Raw genomic sequence first — 26,964 nt, 5'->3', positions numbered from 1 at the left:
CGGCCCCCATGACTCATGACATCCACATCATCGGCGGCGGCCTCGCCGGATCCGAGGCAGCGTGGCAGCTCGCGGAAGCCGGCGTGCGCGTGAAACTCTCCGAAATGCGCGGCAGCGGCGACATGACGCCGGCGCATCACACCGACGGCCTGGCCGAACTGGTCTGTTCGAACAGCTTTCGCTCGGACGATGCCGAGAACAACGCGGTCGGCCTGCTCCATGCCGAGATGCGTGCCTTGGGCTCGATCATCATGAGCGAAGGCGACCGCCACAAGGTGCCTGCGGGGTCGGCGCTGGCGGTCGATCGCGACGGTTTTTCCGCCGGTGTCACCGCACGGTTGGCGGCGCATCCCAACATCACGATCGTTCGCGAACGCGTCGACGCGCTTCCCGACGATGGTCTCGCGATCATCGCGACGGGCCCCCTCACCGCGCCCGGACTCGCGGCCAGTATCGGCGCGGCGACCGGCAGCGACGCGCTTGCCTTTTTCGACGCGATTGCGCCGATCGTGCATCGCGACAGTATCGACATGGAGACCGCCTGGTTCCAGTCGCGCTGGAACAAGGGTGACGGGAAAGACTATATCAACTGCCCGCTCGACAAGGATCAATATCACGCTTTCGTCCAGGCGTTGGTCGATGGCGAAAAGACCGAATTCCGCGAATGGGAGAAGGATACGCCCTATTTCGAGGGCTGCATGCCGATCGAGGTGATGGCGGAGCGCGGGCCGGAGACGCTGCGCTTCGGACCGATGAAGGGCGTCGGGCTCGACGACCCGCGCACCGGGCGCTGGCCCTATGCCGTGGTCCAGCTGCGCCAGGACAATGCCATCGGCACCTTGTGGAACATCGTCGGGTTCCAGACCAAGCTGAAACACGCCGAACAAGTACGCCTGTTCCGCACTATTCCGGGGCTGGAGAATGCCGAGTTCGCCCGGCTAGGCGGGCTTCATCGCAATACTTTCATCCGCTCACCCGAATTGCTCGATCCGACACTGCGGCTGAAGGCGCGGCCCAATATTCGCTTTGCCGGTCAGATCACGGGATGCGAAGGCTATGTCGAAAGCGCGGCGATCGGTTTGCTCGCGGGCCGTTTCGCGGCGGCAGAACTGAGCGGCAATGCCGTCGCGCCGCCGCCGATCGAAACCGCGCTGGGCGCGCTGCTCAACCACATCACCGGCGCGGCCGAGGCCGAGACCTATCAGCCGATGAACGTCAATTTCGGCCTGTTCCCACCCATTACCGGCCGCACGAAAAAGGCGGATCGCAAGAAGATGTACACCGAACGCGCCCGCACTGCGCTCGCCGGCTGGCTAGCCGCTTAGCTTGGAGACTCATATTCCTGTCGTCGCCCCAGCGAAATCCTCCCGTCATCCCATCGCACCCTCCCGTCACCCCAGCGAAAGCTGGGGTCTCTCGCGGCGACGCGATGCGGCTTGAGATCCCAGCTTTCGCTGGGATGACGAGTTTTGGAAACGCATCCCTTCAAGGACAACGGCTTATTTGAGTTCTCACCTTAGGTATCGTCCTCGCGGTTATCCTCCGCCGGAGCCGCAGCCGGAGCGAGTGACGCCGGCCGGCAATTGGGCCGCGGCTTGGACTTGCGCTTGACCGCCGTCGTGGCGAATTCGGTCGCGTTCATTGCGCCGGACTTGTCCTTGTCGGCCAGCGCGAATTTGGTTTCGGCTTTCACCGCCCATTCGTCGAACGACAAGGTACCGTTGTTATCGACGTCGAGCTTGGAGAAAGCCTTGCGCCGCGCCATCAGATATTCGTCGCGGGTGACCGAACCGTTGCGATCCTTGTCGTAGCGATCGAACCGCTTCTGCTCGCGCGTGGCCGGCAATGCCTCGGGCACGGCGGGGCTGGTCGTCTGCCCGTCCGGCGTCGCGGTTTCAGCCGCAGCGACCGGCATGGCGGCAAGCGTCGTCGCGGGCGGCGATCGCATCGCCTGCAACGTCATTCCCGCCACTACCAACAAGATGCCGGCCGCCGCCCCCGCAAGATATCGCCACATCGCTCGATCCTCCTTTTGACCTCACGCTAGCGCGCACGAAAGACGGAGAAAACCGAATCCCTCCATCATGGTGCTATCTGCCAGTCAGCCGGAATCGCGCGAGCCGAAGGACGAAGGTCCGCGGGATCGGTCCGCCCAACCGCCGGTCCGCGATCAGCGCCAGCGCACCCAGCGCCCGCCCGTTCCTGCTCCAACGCGACCTGCGGGCTTGAGTGAATATGGTTGCGGCACGCTCTCGCGCCTGGCTCGCCAGCGCCGCGTCGCTGAGATTGGCGGCAAGATCGGCCAGCGCCCAACCCTCGCCCGCGTCTCCAACCGGGTCTTCCGGGGCCGCGCCGACCGCCATCCCGGCTATCGTGAACAGCGCGCGGCCGCGCAGGCGCGCGTGATCGTCGATCGACTGAGTACGGATATCGCCGAGCAAAGGCTCCCATGCCTCCACCATCTCACTGAGCGCGCGCCCGGTAATCCCCAGCGGCAGGACCACGCCAGTCAGGGACTGCAACACGGGTTCGGCGGGCGCGTCGGACGCGTCGAGCCCCTGCAACGCCTCGCGCCACCAGGCGAGCCGCATCTGCCCGACCAACGGCTCGCGGGTCGTGCGCAACACATTGCCCAGTGCAGCATCGAGCGCGAACAGCGCGTCCAGCGCCCCGCGCGACCTGCCCGGAGCGTAGCTCAGCGCGAGGTCAAGCCAGGGATCGGTAACCATCGTCACCGTAACATTAACCATACCGATTGAGAGCCGGTTAGCCCTTCTAGATGCATGAGGCATGTTCGTAGGATCATATCGGGCAGATCGGGGCAGATGTTCGGACCATTCGGCGCAAAGCGGGGGGACGCGCGCACCTTCCTGGGACGGTTACGCCGCGATGTGCGTGGTAACACGCTCGCTATGATGGCGATCGCGCTCATCCCCCTCGCGGCTTTGGCTGGTTCGGGTGTCGACATGGCGCGACTTTACGTCGTCAAGGTCCGTCTGCAACAGGCCTGCGACGCCGGTGTGCTCGCCGGGCGCAAGTTCATGATCCAGTCGTCAGGGACGACTCTCGACAGCAATGCGGCGACCCAGGCGACGACCTTTTTCAACAACAATTTCACCCCGGGCTGGATGAAGACCAATACGGTCACATTCGTCCCCACCAAGACCAGCGACAGTCAGGTCTCCGCTACCGCGAGCGCCGTCGTCCCGATGACCGTGATGAAGATGTTCGCGGCGCCCGACACCACCGTCCAGGTCACCTGCACGGCGCGCTACGACGTGGCCGATACCGACGTGCTGTTCGTGCTCGACACGACCGGCTCGATGGCCTGTGCGCCAAGCGACAGCGACTCTACCTGCAACAGCTATGTCGGCTCGGCCGGCAATAGCACGTACACCCGGCCGACCGACACGACCTATTCAACCGCGGGCTATTCGGGATCGACCGGTTACTCCGTGCCGGAGAAGAGCGGTTCGCGCATCGAGGCACTGCGCCAGGCCGTGCTGAGCTTCTACGATACCTTCGCGGCGAATGCCGACCCGTCGACCCACGTCCGTTATGGCTTCGTGACCTACACGTCGGCGGTCAATTCGGGCAAGGCCGTGATGTCGCTCGATCCGACCTATGTCCTCGGTGGCAGCGGCGCGGCGACGAACTACAATTATCAGTCTCGCAAGGTCACGAACGATTACACGATCAGCACGGCGACCGCGAACAACTCGATGAACCAGGCGACGTGCAACGCCCAGACGACGACACGATCGCCGGCAACGGCGCTGACCTATACGACCTCCGGAACGGCAACGCAGGTCAGCTATGCGTGGAACTCCGGCACCTTGAGATGCGTGGTCACGACCAAGACGCTGGGCCCACAATATACCTATTCGCGCTACCCGTGGGACGTTAGCCAGTATGTCGCGGGCAACACGATCGACGACCCGACCAAGGTCGACTCGTCGACCACAAAATGGGCGGGTTGTCTCGAGGAACGGATCGATTCGACCTCGGCGGGCCAGACAGTATTCAATACCGCCAGCCTGCCCAAGGATATCGACCCCGATTTCGTGCCTAACAGCGACGCTACGCGCTGGGCGCCGCAATGGGGTGACGTCGAATATGGCCGTAACAACTATGGCGGCACCGGCAACGGCACCAGCAACGGTGACGACAGCAACAACGCGCCGAACTACGGCAGCGCGCAGATGATCAAATGGGGCTATCTGTCGTGCGGCAAGCCGGTTCGGCGACTGACGACCTGGCAGCGTACCGACGTCTACAATTACCTCTACGCGGCCGATTTCAAGCCAATCGGCGGCACCTATCACGATACCGGCATGATCTGGGGCGTGCGGATGATCTCGCCGACCGGCCTGTTCAAGGCGGATACCGCGCCCTGGGGATCCGGTCCCGGCGCCTTGCCGCCCAACCGTGTCATCGTCCTGCTGACCGACGGTTTCATGGCGCCGACCACGGACACTTACAGCATGTACGGCGTCGAGTATTTCGACAAGCGCGTAACCGGCGGCGACTACAGCAACATCACTGCCTATCACAATGCGCGGTTTTTGGCCGCCTGCTCGGCGGCGAAGGCGCGGAACATCGACGTCTGGACGGTGTCGATCCAGCCCAGCGCGACGAGCCAGATGCAGAGCTGTGCCACGACCTCTGCGCAAGCGCTCGCGACGACCAGCGGCACCGGTCTGTCCGCCGCCTTCGCGAACATCGCCCAACATCTCGCCATGCTCCGGCTGACGCACTGATGCGCGCGCGGTTCATCCCAGGTCTGCGGGACGATCGGCGCGGCGCCGTGCTCGTCGAATTCGCACTGCTGACGCCCCTCATGCTGCTCATACTGATGGGCTTGGGCGACATGCTCTATCAGGTCTACACCCAGTCGATCCTGAATGGCGAGTTGCAGAAGGCGGCGCGCGATTCGGGCATCGAAGGAGGCGCGGCCAGCACCTCGACGATCGACGCCAAGGTGCAGACGATGGTCAAGAAGATCGCGCCCGGCGCGACGTTCTCCTCGACGCGCAAGAGCTATGACAGCTTCTCCGAGGTAGCGCCCGAGCCGTTCACCGACACTAATGGCAACGGCGTCCGCGATCCAGGGGAATGCTTCACCGACGAAAACGGCAACGGAACGTGGGACCAGGATCCCGGCGCGGCCGGACAGGGCGGCGCCAGCGCGGTGACGGTCTATACCATGACCGCGACCTATCCCCGCTTGTTCCCGGTCGCAGGCTTGTTCGGCTGGCCGACTACCCAGACGGTGAGCGCGACTACGTTGCTCAAGAACCAACCCTACGCAACCCAGACTACCACCGCCAACGTCACGGTGTGCACATGATCCTTGCCCGTCCGCGCGCCGTCGCCCACCGTCTGTATCGCCGCCTGATGCGCGACCGCAGCGGCGTCGCGATGATCGAATTCGCCATGGCGATGCCACTGGTCCTCGGCGTCGGTTGCTACGGCCTCGAGACTGCCAATCTGGCGCTGATCAACCTGCGCATCAGCCAGATCGCGCTGGCGCTGGCGGACAATGCGTCGCGCGTCGGCACCTATAGCGGGCTTACCTCGCAGCAGCTGCGCGAGGTCGACGTCAACGACATCTTCGCCGCCGCCCGCTATCAGGGCAATGGCATCAATCTGACGACCAATGGCCGCATCATCCTGTCGAGCCTGGAAAACGTCCAGCAGAGTTACGACACCGCTGCCGTCCAGCGCATCCACTGGCAACGATGTCTGGGCGCCAAGAGCGGCACCGGCTACGATTCGACCTACGGCACGACCACCACGGCCGCGGGCACCACCGCCACCCTGACCAATGCTGGGACCACCTCCACCGGCATGGGCGACGCCAGCGCCCAGGTCGATGCGCCGGGCGGATCGGGCGTGATGTTCGTCGAAGTCAACTACCTGACCAAGCCATTGTTCGGCAACTGGCTGACCAGCCCGGCGCGCATCCATTATGTCGCGTCGTTCATCGTCCGCGACCGGCGCGACTTCAGCCAGATTTTCAATCCGGGGACGGGCGCGACGCGGATGACCTGCGACAAATATACCACCTGATCACTCAGTTGATGAGCAATATCCGTAAGAATAGATGGCAGATTCTTACCGTTACTTAAACGTAACGTTACGCACTTTTGTAGATCATCAGAGGTTCTATCTCAAATTGTAACAAATTGTATCAGTCTGTCGCAAATTGTATCAGTCTGTCGTAAATTGTAACGCGCATGATTAGTGTGGCCAATTTGAAACAGTTCGTCACTTTGATGACACTCAACTCCCCCTACTCTTGAATCCCATATTTTTTGTGGCAAGACGCCTGTCATAAAGGGCAAAAAGGGGCTTATATGCGCATCAATGGTCTTCGCGCGTCGACGGCACTCACCTCCGCCGTCTTCGCGTTTGGTTTGCTGTATGCCGGTCAGGCTTCCGCGCAGACGGCGGCTACAGATGGTCAAAAAGCATGCCCGGACGGCAGCACGCCGACGCCGGAAGCGCCGTGCCCTCCGACCGCGACGGGTTCGACGGCTCCCGATCAATCGGGCGAGATCGTCGTTACGGGCTCGCGCATTCGACGGCCCAATCTGGATTCGCCGGTTCCGGTTACCAGCATTTCGGGCGAAGAGTTCTTCAAGACGGGTACGACCTCTGTTGGCGACGTGCTCAACGAACTGCCGGCGCTGACCAGCACGTTCAGCCAATCGAACTCGACTCGCTTCCTCGGCACGTCAGGGTTGAGCCTGCTCGACCTTCGCGGCCTCGGCACGCAGCGTACGCTGGTCCTCGTAAACGGTCGCCGCCACGTCGCCGGCGACATCCTGAACGAAGCCTCGTCACCTGACATCAACACGATTCCCGCCGATCTCATCGAACGCGTCGACGTCGTCACCGGCGGCGACTCGGCGGTCTATGGTTCCGACGCGGTCGCCGGCGTCGTGAACTTCGTGTTGAAGGACCATTACGATGGCCTTCAATTCCGTTCGCAGGGCGGCACCAGCCAATATGGCGATGCGCCGTCCTATTTCGCGAGCCTATTGGCCGGCAAGAACTTCGCCGGTGGGCGCGGCAACATCGCGGTCGATCTTGAATATGCGCATCAGGGAGCTTTCTACGCTAGCGACCGTAATAACTACAGCATTTCCAGCGGCTTCGTTACGGTCGATAACGTCGTCAATGACGGAAAACCCAATCGCATCTTCTACAACAACATTCGTAGCGCGACCTATTCAAATGGCGGTCTATTTCTCGGGAACAATTGCGGTGGCTATTATTGTTCCTACGGCTTCCAACCCGATGGCTCGCTGAGCCCGGTCACCGGTCAACGTGTCGGAATCGCGCCGTACGGCAGCTTCATCGGCGGTAACGGCGACAATTTCCGCGACGGAACACAGCTCGGCCTGATGCCGAACCAGGATCGCTACAGCGCCAATCTGATCGGCCATTTCGAAATCTCGCCGGCGTTCGTGCCGTTCATCGAAGCCAAATATGTCCGGACCGACGTTCTCGGCAGCGCCAGCGGTCCGTTCTTCTTCAACGGCGGCGTGACAGGCTCCCCGCGCGAGGTTTTCTACACCGACAATCCCTACCTCAGTTCGCAGGCTCGCGGCTTCCTGACGAACTACTATGGCGTGGCCAACGACGCTCACCAGCCCTTCTATTTCGACGAGAATGCCACCAGCCTGACCAACCGCCAGGAAAGGCTGCGGCGCGAAACCTATCGCATCGTCGCAGGTATCCGCGGCGAACTGGGTGACGGCTGGTCCTACGAGCTCTCGGGCAATTACGGCCAGTTCGACGAGAAGAACGAGATACTCGGCAACGTCAATCTGCAGCGCTTCCTGCTGGCGATCGATCCCGTCGACCAGGGCAAGTACACGACCGGTGTCGCGAACGGCAATATCGTCTGCCGCGCGACGGTCGATCCGGCGGCGCGCATCGCTTATGAAAATGCCGCCAATCCGGGCTTTGCCGCCAGCCAGCTGGCCGCCGATGTCGCGGCGTGCCAGCCGGTCAATCTGTTCGGCGTCGGCAATGTCAGCGACGCGGCACGCAACTATCTGTTGCAAAACTCGGTCGCCAACGGCCGCATCACCCAGTTCGTCGCCAATGCCTTCCTGAGCGGCGACACCCGCAATTTCCTCAACCTGCCGGGCGGCCCAATCGGGATCGCGATCGGTGCGGAATATCGGCGGGAAACCGCGTCATACCATGAGGATGATTTCACCAAGGCTGGCCTGACCTTCTATAACGCGATCCCGGATTTCAGCGCGCCGGCGTTCGAGGTGAAGGAAATATTCGGCGAGCTCCGCCTGCCGATCATCAAGGACAAGCCGTTCTTCCACGAACTGACGCTGAGCGGCGCGGTCCGGTTCGCCGATTACAAGGGCGATGCCGGTTCGGTCTGGGCCTATAACGGCAATCTCGAATGGGCGCCGACCCGCGACATCCGTCTGCGCGCCAATTACTCGCGCGCGGTGCGGGCGCCGACTCTGGTCGATCTCTACACACCGTTCGGTCAGAACTATGAACTGGTCACCGATCCGTGCGCCAATTATGCGGCTAATCCGGGTACGCAGATCGCAACCAACTGCGCCGCGGCAGGGATTCCCGCGACGTTCAACCACCAGTATATCAACTCGCTGGGCTATCAGTCTGGCGGTAACGTCAACCTGAAGGTCGAGACCTCCGACTCGTACACGATCGGTACCGTCATCACCCCGCATTGGGTGCCTGGCTTGTCGTTGACGGTCGACTGGTTCGACATCAACGTCAACAATTCGATCGCCACCCTGGACGCCCAGGCCGTGCTCGACGCTTGCTATTCGCAGTCGAGCATCAACAACCAATATTGCGGTCTGTTCCAGCGCTACAACGGCGCGCCGGGTACTACTGGACCGGCCGGCGAAGAGCCTGGTCAGATCCTGGAGAACAGCCTCCACGTCATACCGCTGAACTACGCGAAGCTGCGTGTGCGTGGCATCGACGTCGAGCTGAACTACCAGCATCAGTTCGCCAATATCGCAGGTGTGTCGACCCGGTTGATCTATACCCACAATTTCCGGAACGACACTTATCTGGACGCGACTGATCCCACGTTCAGAACGCAGCAATTGGGTACGTTGGGCTTCCCGTTCGACGAGTTCAGCTGGAATCTGGACGTCAACAAGGGGCCGGTCACGCTGGGCTACAAGCTGCGCTATGTCGGCAAGATGACGGTCGCGCCCTGGGATGCCCTGCACAGCGTCAATGGGCAAGCGCCGCAAGAGACGGATTATTCGAATATCACATACTACCCGGCTCAATACTATCATAACGTGCGCCTTCAGGTAGACGTCACCAAGAAATACAATTTCTATATCGGCGTCGATAACCTGTTGAATACGCAGCCGCCGCTCGGAACGACGGGCGCCGGTTTCGGCAGCGCGATTTATGACAATGTCGGTCGCTTCTTCTACGCCGGCGTCATCGCCAAGTTCTGATCATCGCTTCTATCGAATAGTGGAGGGGCCGGGACTTTCCCGGCCCCTTTTTTGTAGCGGATTGCGGACTTTGCTGGCATCGCTCGGCCATGCCTGAGGATATCGGCTCTCTTCGGGCCGCGCTCGAAAACGGGATGCGGCTGCTTGATCGCAATCCCGTCGGCGCCGCCGAACAGGCGACAGCAATCCTTGAAGTCACCCCGGGCCAGCCCGACGCGCTGCGCTTGCTCGGGCAAGCGTTGCGAAAGCTTGGTCAAAGAGAGAGGGCCGCCAAGGCCGATCTGGCGGCGATCAACGCGACGCTGCGATTGCCCGACATCCGTTCTGCCCGCATCGCGATCGCCGGGAACGACCTCGCTTCCGCGGAGCGTCTGTTGCGAGCGCAATTGTCGCGGTCGCCCGACGACGTCGTCGCCACGATGATGCTGGCCGAGATCGCGTCCGCCCTGGGTATTTTTCCGGAAGCGGAGCGACTGTTGACGCACGCTGCGTCGGTGGCACCGGACTATCCCGACGCGCGCGTCAGCCTGGCGCTGGTCTTCTTCTCCCAGGGCCGCTTGGACGAAGCGCTGGCATCGCTCGACCACGTCATCGCCGACAATCCCGGGCATGTCGGCGCGGCGGCATCCAAGGCCGATATCCTGGCCCAAACCGGAAGCTATGACGAGGCGGCACAGACCTATGCCGGTCTCCTCGACACGGTCGGCGACCATCCGGAAGTCTGGCTACGGTACGGCCACCTCCTGAAGACGATCGGCCGGCAATCCGACTCGGTCGCTGCCTATCGTCGTGCCACGACGCTCGAGCCCGAGCTCGCCGAGGCCTGGTGGTCGCTGGCCGAATTGAAGGCCAACAAGGTCGAGGCGGATGACCTTTCGAAGATGGAGGCCGCGCTGCGGCGTGCCACCGCGCCGACCAAGCAACTCTATCTGCATTTCGCCCTGGGCAAGGCGTTCGAGGACCGCAAGGAATGGGAAGCCTCGTTCCGCCATTATACCGACGGCAACCGGCTTCGGCTCGAGCAGGAGCCGCATGATCGCGCTGCGATTTCCGATGAGGTCGACGCCTCGATTGCCTTGTTCGATCGCGCATTCTTCGCCGAACATGGCGGAATGGGCTGCCCCCTGCCCGACCCGATCTTCGTCATCGGCATGCCCCGCGCCGGCTCCACGCTCGTCGAACAGATTCTGGCGAGCCATTCGCAGATCGAGGGCACGTCGGAACTGCCCGATATCCCGCTCATCGTTCAATCGTTGGTCGCCAAGGACTGGCAGAACCGTGCGGCAGCCTACCCGGCCGTCATAAAGCGCCTCACTCCAACCAACCTACGCGAGCTCGGCGAGCGCTACATCGCGAATTCGGCTTCCAAACGAAAGACTTCCCGGCCGTTCTTCGTCGACAAGCTGCCCAATAACTGGCGCTACCTCGGCCTGATCCATCTGATCCTGCCCAACGCGAAAATCATCGACGCGCGGCGCGATGCGATGGCTTGCTGCTTCTCGAACTTCCGTCAGCATTTCTCGCGCGGGCAAACCTTCGCTTATTCGATGCAGGATCTCGGAAGCTATTATCGCGATTACATCCGGGCGATGGACCATTTCGACAGGATCCTGCCCGGCCTGGTACATCGCGTTCAGCACGAATCGCTGGCGGCCGATCCCGAGCGGGAAATCCGTGCCCTGCTCAACTATCTCGACTTGCCGTTCGAGGAAGCGTGTTTGCGCCCCCATGAAAATGCGCGGCCAGTCCGTACGGCAAGCTCGGAACAGGTCCGCAAGCCAATCAGCCGCGACGCGTTCGATCTCTGGCGCCACTATGAGCCGTGGCTCGACGATCTGAAGGCTGCGCTGGCCGGCTGAAGCGCGAACGAAAAAGGGCCGACAAAGCCAGCCCTGTCCGTCGATCCTGCCAGGCGGGATCAATACCGATAATGATCCAGCTCGTTCGGCCCCTCGACCGACACGCCAATATATCGACGTGCTTCGGGCCGAGCTTGATCGGTTTCCAAGCTCCTCTCCCACTTTCCTGGGACGCTGTTGCTTGCGGGCAACGCTTGACTGCACCGGCGTGACAATTTTTGTCGATTTCGGGCTTTAGCACCTGAATTCGGCTAATATTTTCTGAATGAACCATGTATTCATGTAGCGTTAATTTAGGGACTTGATCGCCGCAGCGCAGCAATGCAGTCTCACTCGCATAAATAGGTCAAAAAAAGGGGGCCTCGATGCGAAAAACGTCTCTGCGCGCGTCCAGCGCGCTGTGTTCTGTCGCGTTCATAGCGTTGTTCCAAGCGTCGGCTGCTTGGGGTCAAACAACCCCGCCCGACGATCAGTCGATCAGTGCAACGGCTCCGGATACCTTAAAGGACCCACTCGCCGACGCGCAGAAGGATAAAGACGGCACCAACGAAATTATCGTCACGGGATCGCGCATCAAGACGGTCACCCCTTTCAACAGCCCTGACCCGGTCACGGTGATCAGCCCGCAGGTCGCCATGCGCGAGGGCAAATTTGATGTCGCCAATATGCTGCAGAGTTCGCCGATCGCGGCCGGCTCGACGCAGATTACGTCGGCCTTGTCCTCCAATTTCGTTACCGCGGGCGGCCCGGGTGCGCAGACCATCGACTTGCGCGGGCTCGGTGCCAATCGCACTCTCGTGTTGCTGAACGGACGGCGCGCCGGTCCGGCGGGTACACGCGGAGCGGTATCGGCGTTCGACCTGAACGTTCTACCGCAATCGATCGTCTCCAGTATCGAAGTGCTCAAGACGGGCGCGTCGTCGGTTTACGGCTCGGACGCCGTCGCGGGCGTGGTCAATATCATCACCAAGACCGATACCAACGGCCTCCAGCTCGACGGTAATGTCTCGAAGCCGTTCGACGGCGGTGGCGAGGAATATCGCATCAATGCGATCTGGGGAAAAAGTTGGGGCAACAAGGCCCATTTCATGATCGCGGCCGACTATCAGCACACCAACGAACTCAGGCGCGGCGACCGCAGTTACCTCGCCTGCCCCGAAGCGTACACATTCAAGCCCAATGGCGGCGGCCGCGCCGATCTGATCGATCCGCGCACCGGCAAGTACAAGTGCGAGGACCTGCGCTGGGGCCATGTTTGGACGTACAACCTGATCGGCAATATGCAGCTCGACGGGCCGGGCGGTCCGAACACCGGCCTCGATACCTCGCCCAACGGCGAAACGGTACTGCTGCAATATCAATATCCCGGCGAGAATCTCGGCATCCCAGCCTATGGTGCCCCGGCATATTCTGGCGACCTTGGTACGCCCCCCGGCTGGTACCCGACGGGCTACAACACCGCCTCGCTGGCGCCGCAGAACGCCTATCACCCGTTCGTCGAGGAACAGACGATCATCCCGAAGACCGATCTCTACACGGTCTATGCGGAGGGCGCGTACAAATTCTCTGACTCGGTCGAGTTGTTCGGCGAATTCCTTGCCAACCGGCGCAAAACCTACCAGAACGGCTGGCGCCAGTTCTGGAGTTTCGGCTTTACCGGCGACCTTTACGGGACTGGCACCACCTACAATTTCTGGGCTCCCGGCTGGACCGGCGTCAACCTGCTGAGCCCGACCGGCATCACCAACCAGGCCGACAGCAGCCAGAAGGTCGATTACTGGCGTGCCGTCGGCGGCTTGCGCGGCGATTTCGGTGCCGGCGGCAAATGGCATTACGAAGCTTACGGCCAGTATAGCAAGAGCGTCGGGCGCTACCGCACGCAGCAGATCCTGCAAGATGTCTACGACATCAGCACGCAGCAGGGCTTCGGTTCGCTGGGCTCGTGCGTCGGCATGATCACGCCGATCTCGAAGAAGCAATGCATCGACTTACCGTGGACCGATCCCAACTTCCTCGCCGGGCAGATGACGCAACAGCAGATCGACTTCCTGTTCTCCTGGGAGGAAGGCAAGACGACCTATACCCAGTTGAGTGGCGAAGCGTCGGTGTCGGGCGAATTGTTCAAGCTGCCGGGCGGCCCACTCGGCATCGCTTTCGGCGTCACCGGACGCCAGGACAAGATCAACGACGTACCGGGCGCGATCACCCTCGCGGGTAATGCATGGGGGGCGTCTACTTCGGGCATCACCAAGGGCCGCCAGGAAACTTACGAGGCGTTCGGCGAACTCAACGTGCCGCTGCTGAAGGACGTCACGCTCATCAAGGAGCTGACTTTTTCGCTCGCAGGGCGCGTCACCAATGTCAAATCGGTGCGAGCATCCGACGGCAAATCATTTAGCGACAATGGTAATTTTACCTACAAGCTGGGCGCCAACTGGGCATTGACCGACTGGCTCCGTTTCCGCGGCAGCTATGGCACCTCGTTCCGCGCGCCGGCGCTGTTCGAGCAGTTCCTCGCGAATGAAACCAGCTTCCCAAGCCAGCGTGCCATCGATCCCTGCATCCAGATCGCCGCCAATCTGGCGGCGGGTCTCATCAACCAGCGCACTTACAACAATTGCGTGGCCGATGGCATCCCGACCAACTATCCGGGCGGCAGTATCACGGCGACCGCGATCGCACAGGGCGGTATTGGCGACCTCGTCTCCGAAACCTCCAAGGCAATGGTCTTCGGCGGGATTTTGACACCCAAATTCTCGTTCTTCGGGGAAAGCACGCGATTGAGCCTCGCGGTCGACTATTTCGACATCAAGGTGAAGGGCGAGATCTCCCAACTCGGGGCGTCGACCATCGTCCGGGGCTGCTACAATTCGCTAACCTTCCCAACCGACCCACTGTGCAGCCTCTTCCAACGCGGCGGCATTCCCAGCGCGCCGCTGACCATCTCGACGGTCGAGGACAAATTCATCAACGTGGCCAGCCAGCACAATAGCGGCCTCGACGTCACCTTCAACGCGCGTCAGGATCTGGGCAAGCTGGGCACGTTCAACTTCACCGCCGACATGACGTGGCAGTTCATTGACAACAAACAGTTATTGTCAAGTTCTCCGATTGAATCAGACAATGGCGAGGCGGGGTCGCCACGTTGGGTGGGCGATTTCCGCTTCAACTGGCAACCCAATAAGAGCCTCAGCCTGTTCTACGGAATCAACGTGATCGGTGGCACGTCCAATTTGAAGGACTTCCTGCGGGACAATGGCGGCCAGCGGTGCATCAATTCATCGATACGGGGCACCTATTGCCCAGTGCTCACCACCTCGGCGGTGTTCTACCACAACATGTCGATCACGCAGGATATCGCCGATGGCAAGTTCTCGATCACGCTCGGTCTCAGCAACATCTTCGACAAGCGTCCACCGCGCGTGTCAGTCCTGAACGGCGGCGAGATTTCGATGCTCGGTCCGGTAGTGGCTGCGTCGCAATACAGCTTCGTCGGTCGTAAGGGCTTCGTGAACGTTTCGACGAAGTTCTGATCCGACACCGGAAACTGGCTGGGCGGCGTGGCGACATGCCGCCCGGTTTGTCTCTGCCCGCCGTCGCTTCTAGGATAGCGTGATGCCCAATGTGTTCGTCCTGGCTGACACGCTCGACGCTGAGAATGGCCGTTTCGCGCAGGCTCGCTTGCGCAGTCCGGTATTCCTCAACAGCATACCCAAGAGCGGCAGTCACCTGCTGCGCAATATCTTGCGCATGTTCGTCCCTGTCGACCAGCAATGGAATCGCGACTTCGTCCAATGGCCGACCCTGCAGCAGCATCGGGCCGCTTTCGACCCCGCCAAGCCGATGCTGAGCTGGGGACATCTGTTCCTCGCCGACGCCTCGCTGATAGAAACCGCGGCAGCACGCCGCATCCTGCTCTACCGCGATCCCTATGACTGGGTGATCGCCCGGGCGCGATTCTTCTTGTCCGAGCAATTCGTCGGCAATGTCGACCATTTGAAGTCGGAGTCACTCAGCCTCGACGAGCTGCTGACGATGATGATCTTCGGCCTGCCGGGCCGCGAGCCCTCGCTCAACGATACCTACGAGCTCAATGCCGCTGCTTGGCTCGGCGCGCGCGTCTGGCCGGTCAGGCTGGAGGATTTGTCTGCGGCCCTCACCGACCTCGATTCAGCGGCATCGGAGACGTTCTTCGCCGATCTGCTCGCTGCTTGCGCGATCGACCGGCCAGACGACTGGCGCGAGCGCGTACGGGTTGGTGCCGACCGCCGCCAGAGCGGAACCGCGCGCGAGAACCTGACAGGCATTGCGCGCGAACTGCCTGACACGCTTGGACCGCGCCATCGCGCGCTGGTCGATTATCACGCGCCCGGTCTGCGTGCGCTGCTGGGCTATGCGTGACATGACCGGGCTTCGCTCCACGATTTCCGGCTTCCCGCAGCTGGCGCAGGCCCGCAGGCTGATGAGCGGTGCTCGGTTCGACCAGGCCGCGGAATGCGTGATGACGCATCTGCGGCAGCATCCGGGCGAACCGCGCGGTCTGACGATGCTGGGCGAGATCGCCAACGCGCTGGGCGCGCTCGGTCAGGCCGAGCACTTCCTGCGCCAGGCAATCACGCGCGGCGGCGACGATTTCGGCACGCGTCGTCTCCTCGCGCTGGTCGTCAATCAGCAGGAGCGCATCGCCGAATCCGATGCGATGTTCGCCCAGCTCGAGCGCGAAACGACCGATCCCGAAATCCGCGCGCTGCGAGCGGCGATACTCGACAAACTCGGCCGTAACACCGAATCGATCACGATCTACGAGCAGCTGACGCGCGACTATCCCGACAAGACTCGTTTCTGGATCCAGTATGGCCACGCGCTACGCGCCGCCGGCCGCGTTCCCGAAGCGATCACGGCTTATCGAACGCCGCTGGCCGACGACTATGAGTGCGGTGAAGCCTGGTGGGCGCTGGCCAGCATCAAGAGCCGAGTGCTTACCGACGACGACGTCGCGACGATGCAGCGTGGCGCCGCGGACGCGGTCGATGTTCGGAACAGCGCTCCGCTGCATTTCGCACTCGGCCGCGCGCTTCATGATCGGGGCCTCTACGCCGAGGCGTTCCGCCATTATGCGCAGGGCAACGCCGAACGCGCCGAATGGATCGGCTATGACGCCAGCGAACTGACCGCCGAAATCGACGAAATCGCCCAACTGGTCGATACGCACTTCGTCGCAAAACTCGGTGAGGCACCCGATGCCGATATCGTGCCGGTATTCATCGTCAGCCTGCCGCGGTCGGGTTCGACCCTGCTCGAACAGATGCTGGGTAGCCATGCGGAGATCGAGCCGGTCGGAGAGCTGCCCTATGTCCCTGCCCTGCTGCGGACTGCGATGGAGCTGGCGACGCGGCGTGGGCGCGTCACCGTACCGCAACTCATCGCGCAACTCGATGGCGCGACAGCGGCGGCAATGGGCCGAGACTATCTCGCGCGCGCGGCGCTGCACCGGCGCGCGGGCACGCGATTCTTCCTCGACAAACTGCCCCACAATTGGAGCAACATCCTGTTCGTGAAGCGAATTCTTCCCCAGGCGCGCTTTCTCGATATCCGACGGCCCGCCATGGATTGTTGCTTTTCCAACTTCACCCAATCCTTCTCGAACGCGCACGCCTCGTCATTCGCGCTCACCGATATCGGGCGCTGCTATATCGACTATATCCGGATGATGCGGCACCTCGACGCGGTGGCGCCGAGCCTTGTGCACCACGTCGATTACGAGCGGCTGATCGCCGATCCCGAGCCCGAATTGCGCGCGGCACTCGACTCTCTCGGCCTGCCCTGGGACCCGGCGATTCTCGACTTTCACAGGAACGAACGAGTCGTACGCACGCCATCGAGCGAGCAGGTCCGTCGCCCGCTCAACCGCGACGGTCTGGGTGTGTGGGAGCCTTATGCCGAATGGCTCGGCCCACTGCGCGATACGCTGGGCGACCTCGCCGCTTGATACGAAAAGGGCCGCCGCCTATGGCGGCGTCCATGCGGGTTGGAACGCCGGTTTGTCCGGCAATGTCTATGCCGGGATGGCATGGAACCTCAATGCGGACAATTCCAATTATTCGAAAGGATTTACAGGCGCCGCGCTGTCCGGCCCACTGATCGGTGGCTCGATCGCGTCAGGCAATAGTTGCACGGGCGGCGGTCGCGAACTTAGCGGACTTGTGCCCGACCGCAACGGCGTTACTGTTGCGAACGTGACACTAGGTGCCAACATTGGCCAGTTGGTCGGAATTGGGGCTGTGACGGGCAACGTCAACACGACCTATTATTCGCAACCACTCCAATTAGGTAGGGCGCCCGCGGCCTCGGCTATGGACGATGTGATGATGAGCCTGAGGGCGCCATGCCGCTAACTCTGCAGCTTTCCGCCACCGGTGTCCTCCTCGCCGTCGCCGCAGGTTGCATGATTGCGGCGAACTATCATTTCTATTCTATGGTAAAGTCCCTGCAGAAGATCAGTATCCTCGGAAAAATCGTGCCGCCTTTCAGCGGTTTCTATGTAATGGCGAAATACAAGGAGCACTACCCAGGCGGGGTGGCATTAAATTACTGCCGCCGCTTTGGCATTGCTTTCGTTATTTTTTTTGTTTTAGGGGCGTTCCTACTAATTTTTGGAAGGAGTACCTAGGCGCAGGACCTATCAATTGCTTGTACGAGACGCGATTGATTGATTCAATGGCAGGGCCAAGGAGGCACTGTCGATGGGATTATGGAATTCCGGTGCCACGTGTAACAATCCCTAAATAGCCCAGAGGTTCGGGGCTACCCACTTGCATCCCCCCAAATCCGGTTGGCGCCGATTCCTCGCCGACCGGGAGCCCGGCTGGTTCTTCGACGTACGAATGGTCAGCGAGGTCTTGACGCTGACGACATTGCCTGAACCGAAAAGGGCGACCCCGCAGGACCGCCCTCTCCTTTACCTAATCGGCGTTGGCCACTCAGTACCGATAATGATCCGGCTTGAACGGCCCCTCGACCGGCACGCCGATATAGTCGGCCTGCTTCTGGGTGAGCTTGGTCAGCTTCACGCCCAGCTTTTCGAGGTGGAGTTCAGCGACCTTCTCGTCGAGATGCTTCGGCAGGACGAAGACGTCGTTCTTATATTCGCCGGCCTTGGTGAACAGTTCGATCTGCGCCAGCGTCTGGTTGGTGAATGACGACGACATCACGAACGACGGATGGCCGGTCGCGTTGCCCAGGTTCACCAGCCGGCCCTTGGACAGGATGATGATCTGCTTGCCGTCGGGGAACTCGACCAGGTCGACCTGCGGCTTCACTTCGGTCCACTTGTAGTTGGACAGCGCCGAAATCTGGATCTCGCTGTCGAAATGGCCGATGTTGCAGACGATCGCCATGTTCTTCATGCCCTTCATGTGATCGGCGGTGATCACATCGGCATTGCCGGTCGCGGTGCAGAAGATGTCGGCGCGGGTCACCGCTTCCTCCATCGTCACCACTTCATAGCCTTCCATCGCCGCCTGCAGCGCGCAGATCGGATCGACCTCGGTCACCAGCACGCGGGCGCCGCCATTGCGCAGCGACGCCGCCGAACCCTTGCCGACGTCACCGAAGCCGGCGACGCAGGCGACCTTGCCGGCGAGCATTACGTCGGTGCCGCGACGGATCGCGTCGACCAGCGATTCCTTGCAGCCATAGAGGTTGTCGAACTTCGACTTGGTCACGCTGTCGTTGACGTTGATCGCCGGGAACGGCAGCTCGCCCTTCTTGGCGATCGCGTACAGACGATGGACGCCGGTGGTGGTCTCTTCCGACACGCCCTTGATGTTCTTGACCGTCTCGGTGAGGTAGCCGGGCTTGCGCTTGATGAATTCCTTCACCGCGCGCTGCATCTCGATCTCTTCCTCATTCTCGGGCTCGGCAAAGGTTTCACCGGCCTCGAGCTTGGCGCCCCACAAAGCGAACATCGTCGCATCGCCGCCATCGTCGAGGATCATGTTGCAGGTCTCGTCGCCCCAATCGAAGATCGAGCCGACATAGTCCCAATATTCGGCGAGGGTCTCGCCCTTGATCGCGAACACCGGCACGCCCGACGCGGCGATCGCGGCGGCGGCATGGTCCTGGGTCGAATAGATGTTGCAGGTCGCCCAGCGCACCTTCGCGCCCAGCGCGGTGAGCGTCTCGATCAGCACCGCGGTCTGAATCGTCATGTGCAGCGAGCCGGTGATGCGCGCACCCTTGAGGGGCTGCGACGCGCCGAACTCCTGACGCAGCGCCATCAGGCCCGGCATCTCGGTCTCGGCGATGTTGATCTCCGCACGGCCGAAATCGGCGAGGGAAAGGTCCTTGACGACATAATCGGTCGTACGGTCGAGCACGGTGGCCACGTCAAAAATCTCCGGAAAAGTCGGTTGATGCGGCTCCCCTACCTAACCGGCGGCCCGATTGCAATCTCGATATAAAGATTTCTTTATATGTTCGCCGGAGCGGTCGTTGCGCGCGCCGGATCGTCCTGCCGGCCAAGGCGATAGGGCAAGGTCGCCCAGGCGATCACGTCGCGTGGCTGGTCGATCTCGGCAAGTCCGACATCGGGCCATTCGTCCGCCGCGGGAAAATGCGCGGTGCCGAACAGGCGATCCCACAGGGTCGTGAATGCCCCGAAGTTGCGATCAAAATGACGCTCCTCGAGCGAATGGTGGATGCGATGAAAGCGGTTGTCGCAGAAAAACACCCGGAGCGGCCCGAGATGGACGCTGGTCGGCGAGTGGATGAACGAGGAATGGAGGTGTAGTAGCACCGCCATCGCCGGCGCCAGATACCCCGTGTCGCTGCCGAACAAGCTGGCCGGCAACAGCAGGAGCACGGCCTGGAAGAACGGTTCGGTAATATGGTGATAGGCGTTGACCGCGTTCATCTCGCGCATCGAATGATGGACTGCGTGATAGCGCCAGAACCATCGATGCTGAGCGCGGTGGCACCAGTAGAAGAAGAAGTCATAGACCGCCGCGCCGGCGACCGGTGCCAGGATCATGGCGAACGGTCCGGCCCAGCGGAATTCGAGCGGCAGGATCAGGATCGGCTCCAACCCCAGCCAATGCCATATCGCGCGGAACGCCGTATAGGTTGCCGCCATCACCGGCAGCCAGATCGCCCAGAACAGAATCCCCGGCAGACGGCCGCGCAGCGAATGGCGGTCGCGCGGCAACAGCAATTCAAGCGCGGTCATCAACGCGAAGGAGAAAAGCCAGGGCGTCGCGGCCGGTAAATATGTGAACAGGAGTTCGGCGAAGCGCATGGGACGATGCTTGCCACGCGGATCACTCCCAAGTGGTTAAATGGCGGTCGAAAAATCAGTGCGCCGGAAAAAATCTTCGGCCCATGTCACATCGGCCCACGCTGTCTCGTCAGGTCTACGCAACCCTGATGAAAAGGACCCGATCATGATGACTCCCCGCCTCAATGCCTGGACCGCCGCCCCCGAGGTCACGCAGGCGTTTCTCGCTTATTCGAACCAGGTCGCCGAAAGCGGCCTCGAAAAGCCGTTGCTCGAACTGGTCAAGATCCGCTCGTCGCAGATCAACGGCTGTGCAAATTGCATCAACATGCACACGTTCGAGGCGCGCCAGGCCGGCGAGACCGAACAGCGCATCTATCTGACCTCGGCATGGCGCGAGGCGCCGTGCTATACCGACCGCGAGCGCGCGGCGCTGGGTTGGACCGAGGCGCTGACGCTGATCGCGGACAAGGGCGCCCCGGACGATGTCTATGCCGCGCTTGATGCGCAATTCAGCAAGGAGGAGCAGATCAAGCTCACGATGATGATCAACGTGATCAATGGCTGGAACCGCCTGGCGGTCGCTTTCCACCTGTTCGAGCCGAGCCTCGGATGGAAGGCGTGAGCGACGCCGCTGCCCAATTCGACGCGCTTCGGCCTCGGCTGATGCGCGTCGCCTACCGCATGCTCGGCTCGGTCGCCGATGCCGAGGATGTGGTGCAGGACGCCTGGCTGCGCTGGGCCGACACTGATCGCGACGCGGTCCGCGTGCCCGAGGCGTTCCTGCGCCGCGTGGTCACGCGGCTATGTTTGGACCAGCTCAAGTCGGCGCGGGTGCGGCGCGAGGAATATATCGGCCCCTGGCTGCCCGAACCGGTGGTCGAGGCCGAGGAAGTGGAGGATGTCACTCTCCCCCTCATGCTCGCGCTCGAGCGGCTGTCCCCGCTCGAACGCGCGGCCTTCCTGCTCCACGATGTATTTGGTGAAAGCTTCGACGACGTCGCCGAAAGCCTCGGCCGCGACGCAGCGGCCTGCCGTCAGCTCGCCAGCAGGGCCCGCGAGCATGTCCGGGCGGAAAAGCCCCGCTTCCCGGTCGAGCGCGAACATGGCCTGGAGATCGCCCAGGCCTTTTTCGCGGCGACGCGCGGCGAGATCGGCGTCCTGGGCGCTATGCTGGCGGACGATGTGAGCCTTTATTCGGATGGCGGCGGCAAGCGGCCCGCCGCGGCGCGCATCATGCTCGGCTCGGAAGAGGTCACGCGCACCTATGCAGCGATCCAGCGCCTGCTCCAGGGCCGTTTCGGCGAGCTGATCCGCTTCGCCTGGATCAACGGCCTGCCTGGCTTCGTCACCCGCGAGGCCGATGGCGTACTCCAGACCACCGCGCTACTGATCGAGAACGGCCGCATCAAGGCGATCTACGTGATGCGCAATCCGGACAAGCTGCGGCACCTGGAGGGCGCGTTGCACTGAGCACGCCGCGCCTGCCCGACCCTGCCGGCATGACTGCCGCTATCGGGGGCAAACCGCGTTTGCTGGCTTCACCCAATTCTGGTCGAGCAGGGTCAGCGCGACGCGCCATGCCTTGTCCTTGCGGTTGCCGATCTCCATCACCTCCGGCGGCACATCGCATTGGGGAAACACCCCGCGATCGGCCTGCATCGGACGCCAGTTGAGCCGAAATTGCAGGAGCGGAACCGACAAGCGCAACCCCGAATTGGGCAGCACGACGTTCCAGCTATAGCCGCTGGTATTGCCCTGATCGCTGCCACCCACTTCCTCGCCGACGAAAACGCCGCGATGGGTGTGCCAGAGCATCGACGCGAGCTCGGCGCCGCCCGAGAAGGTCCTGCCACCGGCCAGGACCACCAATCGACCGTGAAAGACCGGTGCGAACACGGCCCAGCGCGACATCAGGCCCTCCGGTGCCTTGTTCAGCCGCAACAACCGACCGCCGTTGATCCTGCGCTGTCCACGCAATTCCTCGTCGTCGAACACCGTCGTCTCGAAGTGCTTCCCGGAATTGCTCGTGATCGACACCGCGCTACCGCGCGCTTCCACCGCAGCATATTTGTGCAGCAGCCGTGACGTCAGATAGGAAAAGAGTATACTCTCATTCGGCTCCGATCCGCCGCCATTCTCGCGCAGATCGAGGATCAGGTTCCTCGCCCCGCCGCGCGCGATTTCGGTGAACCGCGCCTTGATCGTATCCGGAAACTTCGCTCCCGCGGCGCGATATCTCTTGTTGCTGAAGGTCGGCACCGAAAGATAGGCGGTCACGGGATTGACCCATTCGAGCGTCGCTAGGGTCGACGTGGTCGTTTCGGGAAGAGCCGGGCGACCGCTATAAGGGATCGGATGGACGTCGCGCTCGACCGTCGATCCATCGGCGACCCGCAGGCGCAGGTGAAAGACCGGTTCTTCACCGCGCAGCCGGTACCGAAAACTCGCATAGCCGGCACCCCCGGCAGCGCGCATCGCCTGGGTCGGGATCGAGCCGTCGGTACCGTAGGCGATCATGATCTCGCGCACGAGCGTATCGAACCCTTCGCCATCGATCGACAGCAGCCGCGTACCACGGGCGATATCGGCGGCATCGCCATGGCCTGCGACGACGAACACGCCCTCGGTATTCCAGTGCAGATCGAGCGGAAAGCGACGCGAATTCCTGCCGGCAAGAAGCATTGCCTCGCTCGGCTGGAAACTCAGATGCCCTTCGCCGATCCCGCTCATCAGGGGAATGAGAAGGCGGTAGAGGCTCCAATCGTCGCGAACCTGGGCCAGCGCCGCGCTCGCCCGCGCCTTCGCCGTACGCCAATGCTCGGCCGATTGATGCCAATAGATGTTCGGCAGCCCGGCTTCGACTGCTGCGATCACCAGATCGAAATCCTCGCGCGCCTGCGCCGACGTCAATTGGCCCGATGACTCGCCGGCCGGTTGCGCTTGCCCACCGGCCGGAAGCGCCGACACGCATAAGGCTATCGCACTCCATAACGCGAGGCCGCGTGCGGCGCGGCGGGCAAAGGCTCGCATGGATCGTGATTTCCTGATAATCGGCAATATATTGCCATATAGGTCAGCAAAATATTGCCGAGTCAACCGCTCCCTTCATTCCTTCAGCACGTCGCCGAGAATGTGCGCGCGCGGCGTGTCGCGGCGGGCATGAGTCAATTGGCGCTGGCGCGGGCGTCCGGAGTCAGCCCACGGATGATCGGCGGCGTTGAAAGCGGCTCGACCAGCGTCAGCACGGCGACGCTCGACCGAATCGGCGCCGCGTTGAACGTCACGCTGGCGGAACTCGTCAGCGATCCCGCTTTGCCCCGCTCGCAGATCCTCAACAAACCGGGCTGGGCCGGACGGCACGGCGGCCAGGGTATCCTGTTGTCCAGCGTCGAGGCCCGGCGGGAGGTCGAGACCTGGGAATGGCGGCTGGCTCCCGGCGATCGCTACGATGCGGGCGCCGACCCCCCGGGCTGGCACGTCCTGCTGGTGGTGGTTTCGGGATGCTTGACCCTGGAATATGCAGGCGAGGCGAAACGGATCGAACCCGGCAGCCATCTGTTCGACAGCGCGGTGCCCCACGCATTCGTCAATCGCGACATCAGCGAGGTCAGGTTCTTCCGCAGCACCATTTGCTAGCGCGGCGCACCCGCGACCCTAAGCGCGGACAAGCGTGCTCGCGGTCACCGTGCCGTGAAGGCGGAAGCCCAGGGTCTCGTAGAGCGCGATTGCGCCCGCATTACTGGCATAGGCGTGCAGCCAGGGCGTCTCGCCCTTCGCCAGCATGCGCTCCGCCACGACGCGCATCAACGCCCCGGCATAACCGCGGCCGCGACGGTCGGGATGCGTGCACACGCCGCTCACCTCGCTGAGGCCGGGCATCTTCATCCGCTCGCCCGCCATTGCGATCAGCGCGCCATGCTGCTTCACGCCGATGAAGTCGCCGAGCCGATTGGTATGCGCGGCATAGGGACCCGGTCGGGTCAGCATCGCGAGATCATACATGGCAGACGCATCGTCCTCCTTGAGGTCGACGATCTCGAACGCCGGCGGCTTTCTCGCTGCCAGTCTCTCGCAGACCATTTGCACGCATTCGGCTTGCCGCACGAAGCGCGTGCCGGGCGGCGCGGGCCAGTCCTCGCGCTCGACCATCCACAATTCGCCTTGTTCGGGCACCAGGGCAGCCAGCGCGGCGAGGCTTTCCGGCGAGCGGTCGGCAGCCGCACCGAATACCCCATAGTCGCGGTCGATCCGCCAGGCGCGCGCATCCCCTTCCGCGATCGCTGCCCAGCGCGTCGTCAATGCGTTCCAAACCGGTCGGGCGAGTTGCTCATACCCCATATGATCGGCGCTAATCATTGTTCCGGCGGCCGCCAAGAGCGAACGAACGTCAGGCCGTGCCCGTCTGGCTCGCGAGCAGGCGCGGGTCGATCCCGGCGCGCTCGAATCCTTCCGTCCAGCGGTCGTCCGCTTCGGTGTCGAACAGCAACCGCTCGTCGCCGGCGATATTGAACCAGCCATGGCGCAGCATCTCGCCATCGAGCTGCCCGGCGCCCCAGCCGGCATAGCCGAGCGCCACCAGCCAGCGGCTAGGGCCCTGCCCATCGGCGATCGCTTTCAATATGTCGATCGTGCCCGACAATGCCCAGCGCCCGGCAACGTCGATCGTGTCCTGCCCGGACCAGTCGGTCGAGTGAAGCACGAACCCGCGGCGCGGTTCGACCGGTCCGCCGAAATGAACCGGCGCGTCCGGCGCCTCGCCGGGCTCGATATCGAACTGGTCGAGCACGTCGTGCAGCCCGAGCCCATTGATCGTCGCGCCGATGCCGATGCCGATCGCGCCTTCCGTATCGTGCCCGCACATCGCGATTACCGCGTGCTCGAAACGCGGATCGCCGATGCCTGGCAATGCGAGAAGAAACTGTCCGGTCAGAAAAGGGGCTGCCGATTCCATCGTCGACACTTTAGGGTCTGTATTCGATTAAGGCGAGGATCGTGATTGCCCGCAGGAGCCCGCCGACGAGGAGCGCAGCGCAGACGCGTAGCTTCAGCTACGCGCAAGCAAGCGACGACGCTCGGCGGACTCCTGCGGGCAACCGCGTAGCGGCGGGCCGATTTTGCCGCCCGGACGTCGTCGCGCGTCGGTCACGATGCTAAAAGCATCGCTCCCTCCTTGCTCCTAGCCGGACACCAAAATCGGCTCCGTCACGACCTCGCAGTAATCGAACACAGGCCCTAAGCCGGTTGGACCGCCGCCGTCACGGCTTGAATTTCCTGGCAGCGATGCCAAGTGCCGGGCGCGCGGCGCGTTGACGCGCCTATGAGGAGAGAACGACATGACCATTGCCGTTGGCGACAAGCTTCCTTCCACCACCATCGTCAAGGCGACCGAGAATGGTCCCGAGCAGGTCAGCTCGGACGATTTCTTCGCCGGCCGCAAGGTCGCTCTTGTCGCTGTCCCGGGTGCTTTCACCCCGACCTGCTCGGCGCGCCACCTGCCCGGTTTTCTCGACAAGGCCGAGGACATCAAGGCCAAGGGCGTGGACGAAATCGCCTTCACCTCGGTCAACGACGCCTTCGTGATGGGCGCCTGGGGCAAAGCCAATGACGCCGCCGGCAAGGTCACCATGCTGGCCGACGGCAATGCCGATTTCGCCAAGTCGGTCGGCCTCACGTTCGATGGTTCCAAATTCGGCATGGGCGAGCGCAGCCAGCGTTATTCGATGATCGTCAACGATGGCGTCGTCGAAGAGCTCAACGTCGAAGCGCCGGGCGAGTTCAAGGTCAGCTCGGCGGAGCATTTGCTCGAACAACTCTGATCAACTCTGATCAACTCTGATCAACTCGGATCAACTCGGATCGTCGCGTAACCGAAACAAATGAACACGGCCGCGGGAACGCTAGGGGATCGCCCTGCGTTCTCGCGGCGTTCTGTTTTTCTGTTTTTGTGGAGATCCCCATGGCCGACGATACCATCACCGCAGCCGACACCAAGGCGGCAGCCGCCGACTCGTCGCTTGTCGACGGCGCGATCGAGACCGCCAAAAGCGCACTCGACACCGCCCTCACCGAATCCAAATCATTCCTGTCCAAGGCGCAGGAGACGCTGACCAATGCCGCTGAAAGCGCGGTCGCGGCGGCCAAGGAGCATCCGATCGCGGCTGCCGGGATCGCTGCCGGTGCTGCCGCGGCAGTAGCCGGCGCGGCTTATGGCGCGTCGAAACTCCTGTCGGACGACGACACGGCGACGACGGGATCCAAGGGCGCCACGAAGAAGAACTGACGCGCCCGCGTAACGACCACGACTTGCCAGCGTCATCCCTGTACTTTAGCTGCAGCG

The 26,964-nt window shown here is 62.4% G+C and carries 23 protein-coding genes; 16 read left to right on the top strand and 7 right to left on the bottom strand.

The window, feature by feature from the left end; genetic code table 11:
• Positions 1 to 8: 8 nt before the first annotated feature.
• Complete coding sequence (trmFO, locus tag AC1DSD_RS10880; protein WP_478030043.1) at positions 9 to 1,325, top strand: methylenetetrahydrofolate--tRNA-(uracil(54)-C(5))-methyltransferase (FADH(2)-oxidizing) TrmFO; 1,317 nt, start codon at positions 9 to 11, stop codon at positions 1,323 to 1,325.
• Between the two features lie 191 nt (positions 1,326 to 1,516).
• On the opposite strand, the gene AC1DSD_RS10875 is transcribed toward trmFO, so the two are convergent.
• Together AC1DSD_RS10875 and AC1DSD_RS10870 are read right to left on the bottom strand one after the other, a co-directional pair.
• On the bottom strand, positions 1,517 to 2,017 hold the full coding sequence (locus AC1DSD_RS10875) for an EF-hand domain-containing protein (RefSeq protein ID WP_478030042.1): 501 nt from the start codon (positions 2,015 to 2,017) through the stop codon (positions 1,517 to 1,519).
• 73 nt (positions 2,018 to 2,090) lie between these two features.
• On the bottom strand, positions 2,091 to 2,729 hold the full coding sequence (locus AC1DSD_RS10870) for a squalene/phytoene synthase family protein (RefSeq protein WP_478030463.1): 639 nt from the start codon (positions 2,727 to 2,729) through the stop codon (positions 2,091 to 2,093).
• Positions 2,730 to 2,783: 54 nt separating this feature from the next.
• Between AC1DSD_RS10870 and AC1DSD_RS10865 the strand changes: the two genes are divergently transcribed.
• The 10 genes from AC1DSD_RS10865 to AC1DSD_RS10820 all read left to right on the top strand — a co-directional run bounded on the left by AC1DSD_RS10865 (position 2,784) and on the right by AC1DSD_RS10820 (position 18,020).
• Positions 2,784 to 4,760, top strand: a complete 1,977-nt coding sequence (locus AC1DSD_RS10865; protein ID WP_478030041.1) for a TadE/TadG family type IV pilus assembly protein — start codon at positions 2,784 to 2,786, stop codon at positions 4,758 to 4,760.
• 47 nt (positions 4,761 to 4,807) lie between these two features.
• Positions 4,808 to 5,350, top strand: coding sequence for a TadE/TadG family type IV pilus assembly protein (locus AC1DSD_RS10860; protein WP_478030040.1), 543 nt, complete (start codon positions 4,808 to 4,810; stop codon positions 5,348 to 5,350).
• Positions 5,347 to 6,072 carry a TadE/TadG family type IV pilus assembly protein gene (locus AC1DSD_RS10855; RefSeq protein ID WP_478030039.1) on the top strand — a complete coding sequence of 242 codons (726 nt, stop codon included), beginning with the start codon at positions 5,347 to 5,349 and terminating at the stop codon, positions 6,070 to 6,072. The genes AC1DSD_RS10860 and AC1DSD_RS10855 overlap by 4 nt, the downstream gene beginning before the upstream one ends.
• A gap of 287 nt (positions 6,073 to 6,359) precedes the next feature.
• A complete protein-coding gene (locus AC1DSD_RS10850; RefSeq protein WP_478030038.1) occupies positions 6,360 to 9,491 on the top strand; it encodes a TonB-dependent receptor domain-containing protein in 3,132 nt (1,043 codons plus the stop codon).
• Between the two features lie 134 nt (positions 9,492 to 9,625).
• Complete coding sequence (locus AC1DSD_RS10845) at positions 9,626 to 11,350, top strand: tetratricopeptide repeat-containing sulfotransferase family protein (protein ID WP_478030037.1); 1,725 nt, start codon at positions 9,626 to 9,628, stop codon at positions 11,348 to 11,350.
• 365 nt (positions 11,351 to 11,715) lie between these two features.
• Entirely contained in the window at positions 11,716 to 14,883 is a 3,168-nt protein-coding gene (locus AC1DSD_RS10840) for a TonB-dependent receptor plug domain-containing protein (protein ID WP_478030036.1), read from the top strand.
• 82 nt (positions 14,884 to 14,965) lie between these two features.
• Complete coding sequence (locus AC1DSD_RS10835; RefSeq protein ID WP_478030035.1) at positions 14,966 to 15,751, top strand: hypothetical protein; 786 nt, start codon at positions 14,966 to 14,968, stop codon at positions 15,749 to 15,751.
• A 1-nt stretch (position 15,752) separates the two neighbouring features.
• Positions 15,753 to 17,339, top strand: a complete 1,587-nt coding sequence (locus AC1DSD_RS10830; protein ID WP_478030034.1) for a sulfotransferase family protein — start codon at positions 15,753 to 15,755, stop codon at positions 17,337 to 17,339.
• Positions 17,287 to 17,745, top strand: coding sequence for a hypothetical protein (locus AC1DSD_RS10825; protein WP_478030480.1), 459 nt, complete (start codon positions 17,287 to 17,289; stop codon positions 17,743 to 17,745). The genes AC1DSD_RS10830 and AC1DSD_RS10825 overlap by 53 nt, the downstream gene beginning before the upstream one ends.
• Positions 17,736 to 18,020 (top strand): hypothetical protein, encoded by a 285-nt coding sequence (locus tag AC1DSD_RS10820; RefSeq protein WP_478030033.1) that lies wholly within the window; start codon positions 17,736 to 17,738, stop codon positions 18,018 to 18,020. The genes AC1DSD_RS10825 and AC1DSD_RS10820 overlap by 10 nt, the downstream gene beginning before the upstream one ends.
• 310 nt (positions 18,021 to 18,330) lie before the next feature.
• Here the strand turns inward: AC1DSD_RS10820 and ahcY are convergent, their stop codons facing one another.
• Both ahcY and AC1DSD_RS10810 read right to left on the bottom strand, forming a co-directional pair.
• Positions 18,331 to 19,737 carry an adenosylhomocysteinase gene (ahcY, locus tag AC1DSD_RS10815; RefSeq protein ID WP_478030032.1) on the bottom strand — a complete coding sequence of 469 codons (1,407 nt, stop codon included), beginning with the start codon at positions 19,735 to 19,737 and terminating at the stop codon, positions 18,331 to 18,333.
• Between the two features lie 83 nt (positions 19,738 to 19,820).
• The gene (locus AC1DSD_RS10810; RefSeq protein WP_478030031.1) at positions 19,821 to 20,645 is read right to left on the bottom strand and encodes a sterol desaturase family protein; all 825 of its coding nucleotides are present in this window, start codon (positions 20,643 to 20,645) and stop codon (positions 19,821 to 19,823) included.
• Positions 20,646 to 20,793: 148 nt separating this feature from the next.
• Between AC1DSD_RS10810 and AC1DSD_RS10805 the strand changes: the two genes are divergently transcribed.
• A complete protein-coding gene (locus tag AC1DSD_RS10805; RefSeq protein WP_478030462.1) occupies positions 20,794 to 21,249 on the top strand; it encodes a carboxymuconolactone decarboxylase family protein in 456 nt (151 codons plus the stop codon).
• Entirely contained in the window at positions 21,237 to 22,097 is an 861-nt protein-coding gene (locus AC1DSD_RS10800; protein WP_478030030.1) for a sigma-70 family RNA polymerase sigma factor, read from the top strand. The genes AC1DSD_RS10805 and AC1DSD_RS10800 overlap by 13 nt, the downstream gene beginning before the upstream one ends.
• A 39-nt stretch (positions 22,098 to 22,136) precedes the next feature.
• On the opposite strand, the gene AC1DSD_RS10795 is transcribed toward AC1DSD_RS10800, so the two are convergent.
• Positions 22,137 to 23,594: a S41 family peptidase gene (locus AC1DSD_RS10795; protein ID WP_478030029.1), complete on the bottom strand. Its 1,458-nt coding sequence runs from the start codon at positions 23,592 to 23,594 to the stop codon at positions 22,137 to 22,139.
• Positions 23,595 to 23,759: 165 nt separating this feature from the next.
• Here AC1DSD_RS10795 and AC1DSD_RS10790 point away from each other — a divergent pair, with 165 nt between their 5' ends.
• Complete coding sequence (locus AC1DSD_RS10790; protein ID WP_478030028.1) at positions 23,760 to 24,263, top strand: helix-turn-helix domain-containing protein; 504 nt, start codon at positions 23,760 to 23,762, stop codon at positions 24,261 to 24,263.
• A gap of 18 nt (positions 24,264 to 24,281) precedes the next feature.
• Here AC1DSD_RS10790 and AC1DSD_RS10785 read toward each other — a convergent pair whose 3' ends face one another.
• Both AC1DSD_RS10785 and AC1DSD_RS10780 read right to left on the bottom strand, forming a co-directional pair.
• A complete protein-coding gene (locus AC1DSD_RS10785; protein ID WP_478030027.1) occupies positions 24,282 to 24,983 on the bottom strand; it encodes a GNAT family N-acetyltransferase in 702 nt (233 codons plus the stop codon).
• A gap of 31 nt (positions 24,984 to 25,014) precedes the next feature.
• Entirely contained in the window at positions 25,015 to 25,578 is a 564-nt protein-coding gene (locus AC1DSD_RS10780) for a YqgE/AlgH family protein (RefSeq protein ID WP_478030026.1), read from the bottom strand.
• Positions 25,579 to 25,960: 382 nt separating this feature from the next.
• Here AC1DSD_RS10780 and AC1DSD_RS10775 point away from each other — a divergent pair, with 382 nt between their 5' ends.
• Both AC1DSD_RS10775 and AC1DSD_RS10770 read left to right on the top strand, forming a co-directional pair.
• The gene (locus tag AC1DSD_RS10775; RefSeq protein WP_478030025.1) at positions 25,961 to 26,443 is read left to right on the top strand and encodes a redoxin family protein; all 483 of its coding nucleotides are present in this window, start codon (positions 25,961 to 25,963) and stop codon (positions 26,441 to 26,443) included.
• Positions 26,444 to 26,583: 140 nt separating this feature from the next.
• A complete protein-coding gene (locus AC1DSD_RS10770; RefSeq protein ID WP_478030024.1) occupies positions 26,584 to 26,907 on the top strand; it encodes a hypothetical protein in 324 nt (107 codons plus the stop codon).
• Positions 26,908 to 26,964 lie beyond the last annotated feature (57 nt).

The organism is Sphingomonas sp. P4_D12 (assembly GCF_056401895.1).
The sequence above is the reverse complement of the archived record's forward strand: the minus strand, read 5'-3'. Positions and strand labels throughout refer to the sequence as shown.